Origin of the sequence: Sodalis sp. RH16, from assembly GCF_047324245.1 — a bacterium.
GTDB classification, from domain to species: domain Bacteria; phylum Pseudomonadota; class Gammaproteobacteria; order Enterobacterales; family Enterobacteriaceae; genus Acerihabitans; species Acerihabitans ligni.
The window spans coordinates 1,322,146-1,334,297 of sequence record NZ_CP178737.1 but is presented as its reverse complement, the minus strand read 5'-3'; the positions used below and the strand labels follow the sequence as shown (position 1 = coordinate 1,334,297).

Here is a 12,152-nt window from a genome sequence, read left to right as displayed (position 1 = left end):
CGGTGATGGCGGGCTTACCGTGCCATGGGGCGCTCGGGCAGGCGGGAAGACCACGCCTGCTTCGACCCCATTGGCGCGGTCTCCCTTTAACACGTCCATTGCACGCGCGGTAATGGCGGGCCTATTCTGCAATGGGCCGTTTTCCCGTAGCGATAGTGTCGGTTGGAGGAGTCGAGGGTTCCTGCCACTCCCGGATGCCGGTCTGGGAGCGGATAAACTGAGCGTAAAACAAGCCCCGCTCCTGTACCGCCTGCGTCGAGCTGTCGGTAATGGAAAATATCCAGATGCCGATAAAGGCCACCAGCATGGAAAACAGCGCTGGGTATTCATAAGGATAGATTGCTTTGGCGTGGCCCAGTACCTGTACCCAGATGGTGGGTCCCAAAATCATCAAGGTCACCGCGGTGATGAGTCCCAGCCAGCCGCCGACCATGGCGCCGCGGGTGGTGAGTTTGGACCAGTACATCGACAGCAGGATAATGGGAAAGTTACAGCTGGCGGCAATGGAAAAGGCCAGCCCCACCATAAAGGCGATATTTTGTTTTTCGAACAAGACCCCCAGGCCGATGGCCACCAGGCCAAGTACCAGCACGGTGACTTTGGAAACTTTTAACTCGTCGCGCTCGGTGGCTTTGCCTTTTTTGATGACGCTGGCATAAATATCATGGGATACCGCCGACGCGCCGGCCAGGGTTAAGCCCGCCACCACCGCCAGTATGGTGGCGAAGGCCACCGCCGAAATGAATCCCAGGAAGAAATTGCCCCCCACCGCGTTAGCCAGATGGATAGCCGCCATATTGGCGCCCCCCAGCAGCGCGCCGGTGCTGTCTTTGAACGCCGGGTTGGCTCCCACCAGCAGGATGGCGCCGAAGCCGATAATAAACGTCAGGAAATAGAAGTAACCCATGAAGCCGGTGGCATATAACACGCTTTTACGCGCTTCCTTGGCATCCTGGACGGTGAAGAACCGCATCAGAATATGCGGCAATCCGGCGGTACCGAACATCAGGGCCAGTCCCAGGGAGAGGGCGGATATGGGATCGGACACCAATCCGCCGGGACGCATAATGGACGCGCCTTTGCTGTGTACTTTCATGGCTTCGGAGAACAGCGTATCGAAGCTGAAATGAACGGTTTTCAGCACCATCAGCGCCATAAAGCTGGCGCCGGCCAATAACAGCACCGCTTTGATAATCTGCACCCAGGTGGTGGCCAGCATGCCGCCGAACAATACATACATCACCATCAGAATGCCCACCAGTACTACCGCCACATGGTAATTCAGGCCGAACAGCAGTTGGATGAGCTTACCTGCCCCCACCATCTGGGCAATCAGGTAAAGCGCTACCACCACCAGCGAACCGCAGGCGGACAACAGACGGATGGGTTTTTGCCGCAGGCGGTAGGAGGCGACGTCGGCAAAGGTATATCGCCCGAGATTGCGCAGGCGCTCGGCGATTAAAAACAGGATAATCGGCCAGCCCACCAGGAAACCTAGCGAATAAATCAGTCCGTCATAACCGGAGGTGTATACCAGCGCGGAAATACCGAGAAAGGATGCCGCCGACATAAAGTCGCCGGAGATGGCCAGCCCGTTCTGCAAGCCGGTGATTCTGCCGCCGGCGGTATAGTAATCTTTCCGTGAACGGGTTCGTTTTGATGCCCAATAGGTGATGTACAGCGTAAGGGCGACAAACAGCACGAACAGAATAATCGCCTGGACATTCAACGGCCGGCTGTCGCCGGTTGCCGCCTGAACCAGCAGCGGCAGCAGCCCTGATACACCCGCCGCCATTTTGACGAATTTAGCCATTATAACGTACCTCGCGCAGCAACTGCTGGGTCAGGCGATCGAATTCGCCGTTGGCGCGAACCACATATATCGCGGTGAGAATAAACGACATGATAATCAGGCCAATCCCCAGGGGAATGCCGCGGGTTACGCTGGTGCCTTCGTAAATCGGCGTACCCAGCCAGCCTGGGGCAAAGGCGATCAGCAGAATAAAACCATAATAGAGCACCAGCATAATCAGCGTGAGCAGCATGGCGAAATGCTGGCGTTTTTTCACCAGTTCTTGGAAGTGCGGATTTTTCTCAATCCGTTGATAAATGATGTCATTCATCAGGGATTCTCCAGTAGGGTATGGGTATTGTTGGAATAAAGCCGCCCGCGGGCGGCGGAAGTCTTATGAAGGCACGTTCATGGATTGTTTTTCTTCTAACAGCTTTTCCACCACGCCCGGATCGGCCAGGGTGGATGTATCGCCCAGATTCCCGGTATCGCCGGCGGCAATTTTGCGCAGGATACGCCGCATGATTTTACCGGAGCGGGTTTTGGGTAATGAATCGGTCCAATGCAGGATATCCGGGGTGGCTATGGAGCCGATTTCCTTGCGTACCCAGCTGCGTACATCGTTATAAAGTTCGGGGGTCGGCAGTTCTCCATGATTAAGGGTGATATAGGCGTAAATCGCCTGGCCTTTGATATTGTGCGGGATGCCCACCACCGCCGCTTCGGCGATCTTGGGATGGGATACCAGGGCCGATTCGATTTCGGCGGTGCCGAGACGGTGACCGGAGACATTAAGCACGTCATCCACCCGGCCGGTTATCCAGTAATAACCGTCTTCATCCCGCCTGGCGCCGTCGCCGCTGAAATACATGCCCTTGAAGGTGGAAAAATAGGTTTGCTCAAACCGGTCGTGATCGCCGTATAGCGTGCGCGCCTGTCCCGGCCAGGAATCGACGATGACCAGATTCCCTTCGGCGCCGCCCGGCTGCGGCTCGCCGCCGTTATCCACCAGCGCCGGCTGGATGCCGAAAAACGGCAGTGATGCGGAACCGGCCTTGAGCGGCGTGGCCCCCGGCAGCGGCGTAATCATGAAACCGCCGGTCTCGGTCTGCCACCAGGTATCCATAATCGGGCATTTGCCGTTGCCGATTTTATGGTAGTACCACTCCCAGGCTTCCGGATTGATGGGTTCACCCACCGAGCCCATGATGCGCAGGGATTCGCGGCTGGTGCCTTCGATAGCCTTGTCTCCCTCCGCCATCAGCGCGCGGATGGCGGTGGGGGCGGTATAAAGTATATTCACCCGATGCTTATCCACCACCTGGGCCATGCGCCTGGCGTCCGGCCAGTTGGGCACGCCCTCGAACATCAGCGTGATGGCGCCGCAGGCCAAGGGGCCATACAGCAGGTAGCTGTGACCGGTGACCCAGCCGACATCGGCGGTACACCAATAGATATCCCCGGGATGGTAATCAAACACATACTTGAAGGTCATGGCGGCATAAACCAGATAGCCGCCGCTGGTATGCAATACGCCCTTGGGTTTGCCGGTGGAACCCGAGGTGTAAAGGATAAACAGCGGGTCCTCGGCATTCATTTCGGCGGGGGGACAATCATCCGACGCGCCGGCCATGGCGTCATGCCACCAGATATCCCGGTTCCCCCGCCAGTTGATATCTTTACCGGTTCGTTTTAATACAATCACTTTTTCCAGGCTTTTGACCGCCGGGTTTTTCAACGCCTCGTCGATATTTTGTTTCAGCGGGATTTTTCTGCCCGCGCGGATCCCTTCGTCGGCGGTGATCATAAGCTTAGCGCTGGAATCCACAATCCGGCCGGCGATCGCCTCGGGAGAGAATCCGCCGAATATCACCGAATGAATGGCGCCGATGCGCGCGCAGGCCAGCATGGCGACGGCGGCTTCCGGCACCATCGGCATATACAGCGCCACCACATCGCCTTTGGCGACCCCTTGCGACTTAAGCACGTTGGCGAAACGGCACACGTCCCGGTGCAACTGGCGATAGGTGATGATTTTGCTTTCATTGGCATCATCCCCTTCCCAGATAATCGCCGTCTGCTCGCCGCGTTCCGCCAGATGCCGGTCCAGGCAATTGGCGGCTACGTTGAGCGTGCCGTCCTCAAACCAGCGGATCCGGATATGGCCGGGATCGAACGAGGTATTCTTAACCTGGGTATAAGGGGTAATCCAATCGATGATTTTGCCCTGTTCACCCCAAAAAGCGGCCGGGTCGTTCACGGATTGCCGGTATAGCTGCCGATATTGTTCTTCTGAAATGAGTGCCCGCTGCGCAATATCAGCGGGAATCGGATAGGTATGCGGTTGACTCATGGTTTCCTCCTTTAAATGTTAATAGTATGTCAAACTTAAGTTAATTAAACCTATCCCGACGGCTTTGTTTCCTTTTTGCGCAGTAGATCACGCATCTTTGGTGAGGTTTTGCTAAAGCGGCATTCTTCCGCTTTTCCTCAGAGTGAACATCGTCCTTTTGCCAGGGTATTCATCATACTTATACCCGTGCGCGGGGCGATATAAGTGGCCGCGCCTTTAGCGGTAAAGAAAAATATACCGCGGAGAAAAAACCTTGGGGGAAGTGATAAACATTACTTTATTCATACTTTTAACTTATTGAATTACAAATAGTTAAGTTATATAAATCGTCTATTCAACCCTGTCAGTGATAAATGATTACGAAGCGAGGATAAATCATTGCTTGCATTGGTGCTTTTTAAGGTGTTACAGAATAGCGTCCTTATCTTTTGTGCGTTGAAAATCGACCCCGCCGGATGCAGCCGGATAGCGTAATGAAGCGAATAAAAAGCAGTGCGTGTCACGCTCTCGGCCGTGGCGGGATGGTCGTAGGGGAAAATATTGTTATGAAAAGGTTAAATTTTAGTCTCGCCTGGCAAATTCTGTTGGCGCTGGTATTGGGCATCGGCGCCGGGGCGATATTACACAACCAGGGGGAACCGCGGGATTGGCTGATGGGCAATATCCTGACGCCGGCCGGCGATATATTTATTCACCTGATCAAGATGATTGTGGTGCCGATAGTGATTTCCACTTTGATAGTGGGTATTGCCGGGGTAGGGGATGCGAAAAAGCTGGGCAAGCTCGGCTTGAAGACCCTGCTTTATTTTGAACTGGTCACCACTATCGCTATTATCCTGGGCATCACTCTCGCCAACGTTTTTCAACCGGGACAGGGCATCGATATGTCCTCTCTGGCGGTGGTGGATATCTCGCAATATGAAAGAACCTCCCAGCAGGTGCAAAGCGGCGGCCATAGTCTGGCGGGCACGCTCCTGTCGTTGATTCCGCAGAACATCTTCGCCGCCATGGTCCGCGGCGACATGCTGCCGATCATTTTCTTTTCCGTGCTGTTCGGTTTGGGATTGGCGGCATTGCCCGTTGAAACCAAAACGCCGTTGCTGAATGTGTTTAAAGCGGTGGCCGAGACCATGTTCAACGTGACGCATATGATTATGCGTTATGCCCCGGTTGGGGTTTTCGCCCTGATTGCGGTGACTGTGGCCAATTTCGGTTTTGCCTCGCTGCTTCCCCTGGCCAAGCTGGTGCTGCTGGTTTACGCCGCGATTATTTTTTTCGCCCTGGTTGTCCTGGGCCTGGTGGCGAGGCTATGTGGCCTGCGTATTTGGACGCTGATCCGTATTTTGAAAGAAGAATTGATCCTGGCCTATTCTACCGCCAGTTCGGAAAGCGTGTTGCCGCGCATTATCGAAAAAATGGAAGCCTATGGCGCGCCGCGGGCGATAACCAGCTTCGTGGTCCCCACCGGCTACTCTTTCAACCTGGACGGCTCCACGCTTTATCAAAGCATTGCGGCGATATTTATCGCCCAGCTTTACGGTATCGATTTGTCCCTCGGACAGGAAATCGTTTTGGTGCTGACATTGATGGTCACCTCAAAGGGGATTGCCGGAGTGCCGGGAGTATCCTTTGTGGTGCTGCTGGCAACCCTTGGCAGCGTGGGAATTCCGTTGCAGGGTCTGGCGTTTATCGCCGGAGTCGATCGTATTCTCGATATGGCGCGCACGGCGCTCAATGTGGTGGGTAATGCGTTGGCGGTAGTGGCCGTCGCCAAATGGGAGAATCAATTCGACGATGAGAAGGCCCGTGCCTATGAAAAAGAGAGGCTGACGGTCAAAGCGCCGCATTCATCTCTATCGTAACAAACTCGCGGCACCACCAGTGCCGCGAGATTCCCATTAACCTTTACGGTGCAGGATACGGTAAAGCGCCGGGATCACCAGCATCGACAGCAGCGGCGCGCTCACCATGCCGCCGATCATCGGCGCGGCGATGCGCTGCATCACCTCCGATCCGACTCCGCCGCCCCACATGATGGGCAGCAGCCCGGCCATGATGGTGGCCACCGTCATCACCTTCGGCCTGACCCGCAGTACCGCGCCCTCGCGGATCGCCGCCAGCAGCTGTGGCTCCGACAGCGGCTCGCCGTTGACCCGGTGGTTTTCCATCGCGTGATTAAGGTAAAGCACCATGATCACCCCGAACTCCGCCGCTACCCCCGACAGGGCGATAAAGCCCACCGCGGCGGCCACCGAAAGATTGTAGTGCAGCAGATAGAGCAGCCAAACCCCGCCTATCAGCGCAAACGGCAGCGTGCCCATGATAAGCAACGCATCCCGTACCCGGCTGAAGGTGACATACAGCAGCACGAAAATTATCGCCAGGGTAAACGGCAGCACGATTTTCAATTTGGCGCTCGCTCGCTCCAGATACTCAAATTGTCCAGACCAGCTCAGCGACACGCCGTCCGGCAGCTTGACCTGCTGCGCCACCACCTGCTGCATGGCATCCACGGCGGATTTCAAATCGCGGCCGCGTAAATCCACGTAGATCCAGTCCGACAAACGGGCATTTTCGCTTTTCAGCATCGGCGGGCCTTCGGTGACCTTGATATCCGCCAGATCGGACAAGGCCACCTGCGCGCCGCCGGCGGTGACCACCGGCAAATCCTTCAGCTTTTGCACCGAATCCCGCAGTTCGCGGGGATAGCGCACGTTGATGGGAAAACGCTCGCGGCCCTCGATGGTTTCGCCGATATTATCGCCGCCGATAACCGCCGCCACGATGGATTGCAGCTCGCTCACCGATACGCCGTAGCGGGCGGCGCGCACCCGGTCGATATTGATATCGATATAGCGGCCGCCGTTAAGCCGTTCCGCCAGGGCGGAAGTCACGCCGGGCACGGTTTTCACCACCCGTTCGATCTGCTGGGCAACCGCTTCGATATCGTTGATATTGTTGCCGTTGACCTTGATGCCCACCGGGCTTTTGATGCCGGTGGCCAGCATGTCCAGCCGGTTGCGGATAGGAGGCACCCAAACATTGGCCACGCCGGGCAGCGATACTGTCCGATCCAGCTCCTGTATCAGCTTATCGGTGGTCATGCCCGGCCGCCATTGATCCCGGGGTTTAAAATGAATGGCGGTTTCGAACATGGTCAAGGTCGCCGGATCGGTGGCGGTTTCGGCGCGTCCCGCTTTGCCGAACACCGTCGCCACCTCCGGCACGGTTTTAATCAGCCGGTCGGTTTGCTGCAGCAACCGGGCGGCCTCGTTGGCGGAGATGCCGGGCAGGGTGGAGGGCATATAGAGCAAATCCCCCTCGTCCAGCGCCGGCATGAATTCGGTGCCCAGCCGACTCAACGGAAAAAGGGTAATGAGCAGCAATGCCAGGGACAGGGACAAGGTGGTTTTCGGCCAGTGCAGGACCTTTTCCAATAACGGTCGATACAAACCGATAAGCCCCCGGTTAATGGGATTGGCGTTTTCATCGGGAATACGCCCGCGAATAAAGTAGCCCATCAGCACCGGTACCAAGGTGATGCCCAGACCGGCGGAGATGGCCATGGCATAGGTCTTGGTAAACGCCAGCGGGCCGAACATCTTGCCTTCCTGCGCCTCCAGCGAAAAGACCGGAATAAACGACAGGGTAATGATTAGCAGGCTGCAAAACAGCGCCGGGCCCACCTCGGTGGAAGCCTGGGCGGAAATCTGCCAGTAGTCCTCCCCCACCGGCGTTTGGCCGGGGTGATCGTGCCGCCACTTTTCCAGCACCTTGTGCATGTTCTCTATCATGACGATGGCCGCATCCACCATCGCGCCGATGGCGATGGCGATGCCCCCCAACGACATGATATTGGCGTTGACCCCCTGATAATGCATGACGATAAAGGCGCCGAGGATCCCCAGCGGCAGGGTGATGATCGCCACCAGCGCCGAGCGGAAATGAAACAGGAACAGGCTGCACACCAGGGTGACCACGATAAACTCTTCCAACAGCTTATGGGAAAGGGTCTCGATAGCTTGCTTTATCAGGTTGGAGCGGTCGTAAACCGGGACAATCTGTACGCCCGGCGGCAGGCTGCGGCGGATTTCATCCAGTTTCTTTTTCACGCCGTTAATGGTATCCAGCGCGTTTTTGCCGTACCGCATCACCACAATGCCGCCGGCCACTTCCCCTTCGCCGTTGAGCTCCGCCACGCCGCGCCGCATTTCCGGCCCGAGACGCAGGCTGGCGACATCGGACAGCAATATCGGTACGCCGCCGCGGGTGGTAATGACAATATTGTCAAAATCCGCCGTGGTTTTCAGGTAACCGGCGGCGCGCACCATATATTCCGCTTCATTCATCTCAAGCACCGAACCGCCGCCCTCCTGGTTGGCCTGTTTGACCGCATCGATAACCTGCTGGTGGGAGACGTTCAGGGCCCGCAGCCGATCCGGCTTCAGGATGATTTGGTATTGCCGCACCATACCGCCGACGCTGGCCACTTCCGACACGTTCGGCACCGTTTTCAACTCGAACTTCAGCGTCCAATCCTGCAGGGCGCGTAAATCCGCCAGGCTATGGCGTCCGGTTTTGTCCTCCAGGGCATATTCATAGACCCAGCCGACGCCGGTGGCATCGGGTCCCAGGCTGGCCCGGGCGTCCGGCGGCAGAGTGGATTGTACCTGGCTCAGGTATTCCAGCACCCGCGATCGCGCCCAGTAGGGATCGGTGCCGTCTTCAAACAGGATGTAGACATAGGAGTCGCCGAACATCGAGAAGCCGCGCACCGTGGTGGCGCCCGGCACCGACAGCATGGTGGTGGTTAACGGATAGGTAACCTGGTCCTCCACCACCTGGGGCGCTTTACCGGGATAGCTTACGCGGATAATGACCTGTACGTCGGAAAGGTCCGGCAGCGCATCCACGGGCATGCGCTGCAAGGCCCATATTCCCCAGGCGGTGAGCAGCGCCGCTCCCACCAACACCAATAGCCGGTTGCGCAGCGACCAGCGGATGATAAACGCGATCATCGGACGCTCCTTACCGGTATCATCTGCGTGATACGGGCGCCATTATCATCCAGGGTAAAATGGAACAACACCCGGCTGCCCACCGCCAGTCCCTGGGGCAGTTTCCCGTCGGGCAGGGTGAAGTCCATGGTCATCGGCGACCAGTGCAGTTCAGGCACCGCATGATGGGACAGCGTGACCTGCCCATTGCTGACGGCGTCAATCATTCCTTCCGTGGCATACTCTCGGGGCTTGGCGGCGGCGGGCTCCGCTGTCTGGACGGATGCCGGCGCCGCGCCGGAGGACATCGCCGGCCTATCGGGCATGGGCGCCATACCCGGCATATCCGCCATGCCCGGGGCATTAGATTGAGCCGGTGTTTTAGCGGGAACCGGAGCCGGGCCGGAAGACATCCCCGGCATATCCGCCATGCTGGCGGCGGAGGTCTGAGTCGGCATTTTGGCGGATGCCGTACCCGTTGCCGAGACATCTGCGGCGGCCTGCGGGGCGGCATCGGCCGCCGCCGGCGGGTTACCGGTCATTTGCGGCAGCGCGCTGCGCAGGCTGGCTTCGGAATCAATCAGGAACTGACCGGAGGTCACCACCCGATCGCCGGCCCGGAGCCCTTGGCGTATTTCCACCCAATCGCCGAATTCACGTCCGGCGGTGATTTCCACCGGTTTGAAATGTCCGTCCCCTTCCGCCAGCAGGACGGTATTGCGGCTGCCGGTCTGAATCAACGCGTCCTGGGGAATGGCCAAGACGGTTTCTCCTTGTGCCGCCCGGGCCAACCGCACGTTCATATACATGCCGGGCTGCAATCGGTTATCCCGGTTATCCAGCGCGATACGGGCCCGATAGGTCCGGGTGGCGTCATTCACCACCGGCAGCACCTCGCTGATGCGGCCATGAAAGGATTCGCCGGGCCAGCGCGCCGTGGTGGCGATGATGTCGCTGCCCGGCGTCACGGCGCCGGCCTGGGATTCGGGGTAATCCGCCACCACCCACACCGGATCCAGCGAAGCCAGTTCAAACATGGCCTGGGAAGCGGAGACCTGGCTGCCTTCGCGCACATCCAGCTTGCTGATAAAACCTCTTTCCGGCGCCCGGATTTCAATGCGGGTCTGCGGCTGCCCGGTTTTTTCGATGGCCCGGATCAGGTCATCTGGCATAAACAGCAACTGCAGTCGTTGCCGCGCCGCGGCGGTCAGCGCCGGGTCGCCCAAATGGCGCACCGCCAGATATTCCTGCTGAGCGGCGCTCCATTCCGGGATCCAAAGTCGTGCCAGCGGTTGATTCTTGGCCACCTGCTGCTGTTCGGCCCTGACATACAACTTTTCCACCAGCCCGTTGGCCCGGGCGGGAATGATCTGTATGCCGCGGTCGTCAATACTCACCGTACCGAATGCATCAAGGCGGGACTGCATCACCCGTTGTTCCACGAACGCCTGCCGCACCCCCAGATTTTGCTGCTGGCGGGCGCTGACCGTCACGCCTCCATCCTGCGCATCTTCATCGGCGTAACGCGGCTTTAGCGGCATATCCATCAGCGGGGACTTGCCCGGCTTGTCAAATCGCTGCCCCGGCGACATGGGATCATACCAATACAAGACTTTCCGACCGCCGCTGTCAGCGGTGGCCGGCGCGGCGGTTTGGGCGTCCGCCGGGGTCACTATCTCGGGCTGGCGCAAAAAATAGCCGGCGGCGAAGGCGGCTGTCAGCGCCGCCAGGCTTATCAAGGGCGTGACCATACGGCCCGTGTTGAAACGGCTCATGATTGGGTCTCCTGCGGAATGAGATAGCGGATGGCGGCCCAGCTTTGCGCCAGATCCCGTGCGGCGCGGTTTGCCTCAAGTTCGCTTTGCAGCAGTGCCCGCCGCGCGGCCAGCATATCGGTCAGGGTGGCGCTGCCGGTGCGGTATTGCGCCTGGGTCAGCTGCAGACGCTGCCGCTGCAACGGCAGAACATCATCTTTTTGCCGCTGCCAGCGGGTTTGCGCGGCCTGGTATTGGGCTATCAGCATAGCCAGCTGTGCGTTGTGGTCGCGAATGGTGGTTGCCAGCTGATCGTTGGCTTCAAAGGTCCGGGCCTGATCCGCCGCGTGATCTTTATCCTGGCGCTGGGACTGGAACAGCGGCAAATCCATGGTGAACATCACGCCGGCCATATCATCGAGACGATCGGCACGCCTGCCGTAGTAGACCTCAATGCCCACATCCGGGATGGCCGCTACCGCCGACTGGGCGGAACGGGCCTGAGCGACTTCCGATTCACGGCGGGCCTGCAGGATTTCGGGGTGTTGATCGATGCCCTGCGCCAATACCGCCGGATCGGCGGGCAGGCGTTCAAAGCGCGGCAGCTGGCCGGCGGCGATGGCCTGGCTGTCGCCGGTCAACCGCGTCAGCTTGGCCTGCGCCACCGCCACATCACGCTCCGCATCGGTCACCGCATTTTGCATATCCACCACTACCAAGCGTCCATCCAGCACCGATGCGGCGCTGCCGCCCCCTGCCACCGCCGCCCGCTGCACCGAGATTTGCCGTTCGCTTTCCGCCAGCAGGCTGCGGGCCGCCGTCAAACCCTGCCGGGCCAGGGCCATATCCAGCCAGGCCTGTGCTGTGTCGCGCTGCAACTGCGCCCGCAGGGTTTGATAACCGGCGGTAGCGGATGCCGCTTCAGCGCGAAAAGCATCGGCTTTCCGATCGCGCTTGGTGCTGCTGATGTAATCCTGCTGGATGCCGATGCGCTGCATGGTCATATCTTCGCGAGTAAATCGATGGGCGTTGTTACCCCCCACCGGCAGGTTTTCGATACCGAATTCCAGCTTGGGATCCGGCAATTGGGTGGCGGAATCCGCCTGGTTCGCCAAGGCCTGCCGTTCATGACGATTGGCGGAGAGTTCGGCGGAATAGTGTTCGGCACGGGCCAGTGCCTCATCCAGGTTCAGTTCCGCGGCGGAAGTCGTCGCGGAAGCGAGCAGCATGAGGACCAACCACGCCCGTTGAGAGCA

At 58.6% G+C, this 12,152-nt stretch carries 7 protein-coding genes; 1 reads left to right on the top strand and 6 read right to left on the bottom strand.

All coding sequences use genetic code 11. From position 1 onward, the window contains the following. Nucleotides 1-121 precede the first annotated feature (121 nt). The 3 genes from ACL2XJ_RS06090 to acs form a co-directional block, all read right to left on the bottom strand. Nucleotides 122-1,795, bottom strand: coding sequence for a cation acetate symporter (locus ACL2XJ_RS06090; protein ID WP_413726854.1), 1,674 nt, complete (start codon nucleotides 1,793-1,795; stop codon nucleotides 122-124). A gap of 10 nt (nucleotides 1,796-1,805) precedes the next feature. Beyond that, nucleotides 1,806-2,123, bottom strand: coding sequence for a DUF485 domain-containing protein (locus ACL2XJ_RS06085; RefSeq protein WP_132924616.1), 318 nt, complete (start codon nucleotides 2,121-2,123; stop codon nucleotides 1,806-1,808). Between the two features lie 63 nt (nucleotides 2,124-2,186). After that, nucleotides 2,187-4,145, bottom strand: a complete 1,959-nt coding sequence (gene acs, locus ACL2XJ_RS06080) for an acetate--CoA ligase (protein ID WP_413725983.1) — start codon at nucleotides 4,143-4,145, stop codon at nucleotides 2,187-2,189. Between the two features lie 545 nt (nucleotides 4,146-4,690). Here acs and gltP point away from each other — a divergent pair. After that, complete coding sequence (gene gltP / locus ACL2XJ_RS06075) at nucleotides 4,691-6,007, top strand: glutamate/aspartate:proton symporter GltP (RefSeq protein ID WP_413725982.1); 1,317 nt, start codon at nucleotides 4,691-4,693, stop codon at nucleotides 6,005-6,007. Nucleotides 6,008-6,043: 36 nt separating this feature from the next. Here the strand turns inward: gltP and ACL2XJ_RS06070 are convergent, their stop codons facing one another. Genes ACL2XJ_RS06070 through ACL2XJ_RS06060 form a run of 3 tightly spaced genes read right to left on the bottom strand, consistent with a single transcriptional unit; the run spans nucleotide 6,044 to nucleotide 12,125 of the window. Then, complete coding sequence (locus ACL2XJ_RS06070; protein WP_203523702.1) at nucleotides 6,044-9,163, bottom strand: efflux RND transporter permease subunit; 3,120 nt, start codon at nucleotides 9,161-9,163, stop codon at nucleotides 6,044-6,046. Further along, nucleotides 9,160-10,917: an efflux RND transporter periplasmic adaptor subunit gene (locus ACL2XJ_RS06065; protein WP_413725981.1), complete on the bottom strand. Its 1,758-nt coding sequence runs from the start codon at nucleotides 10,915-10,917 to the stop codon at nucleotides 9,160-9,162. The genes ACL2XJ_RS06070 and ACL2XJ_RS06065 overlap by 4 nt, the downstream gene beginning before the upstream one ends. Beyond that, on the bottom strand, nucleotides 10,914-12,125 hold the full coding sequence (locus tag ACL2XJ_RS06060; RefSeq protein ID WP_243701499.1) for a TolC family protein: 1,212 nt from the start codon (nucleotides 12,123-12,125) through the stop codon (nucleotides 10,914-10,916). The genes ACL2XJ_RS06065 and ACL2XJ_RS06060 overlap by 4 nt, the downstream gene beginning before the upstream one ends. Nucleotides 12,126-12,152: the final 27 nt, after the last annotated feature.

Coding starts and splice junctions, on each gene's coding strand:
- ACL2XJ_RS06090 (WP_413726854.1), bottom strand. CDS start 1,795: ATGGCGGCGGGTGTATCAGGGCTGCTGCCGCTGCTGGTTCAGGCGGCA.
- ACL2XJ_RS06085 (WP_132924616.1), bottom strand. CDS start 2,123: ATGAATGACATCATTTATCAACGGATTGAGAAAAATCCGCACTTCCAA.
- acs (WP_413725983.1), bottom strand. CDS start 4,145: ATGAGTCAACCGCATACCTATCCGATTCCCGCTGATATTGCGCAGCGG.
- gltP (WP_413725982.1), top strand. CDS start 4,691: ATGAAAAGGTTAAATTTTAGTCTCGCCTGGCAAATTCTGTTGGCGCTG.
- ACL2XJ_RS06070 (WP_203523702.1), bottom strand. CDS start 9,163: ATGATCGCGTTTATCATCCGCTGGTCGCTGCGCAACCGGCTATTGGTG.
- ACL2XJ_RS06065 (WP_413725981.1), bottom strand. CDS start 10,917: ATGAGCCGTTTCAACACGGGCCGTATGGTCACGCCCTTGATAAGCCTG.
- ACL2XJ_RS06060 (WP_243701499.1), bottom strand. CDS start 12,125: ATGCTGCTCGCTTCCGCGACGACTTCCGCCGCGGAACTGAACCTGGAT.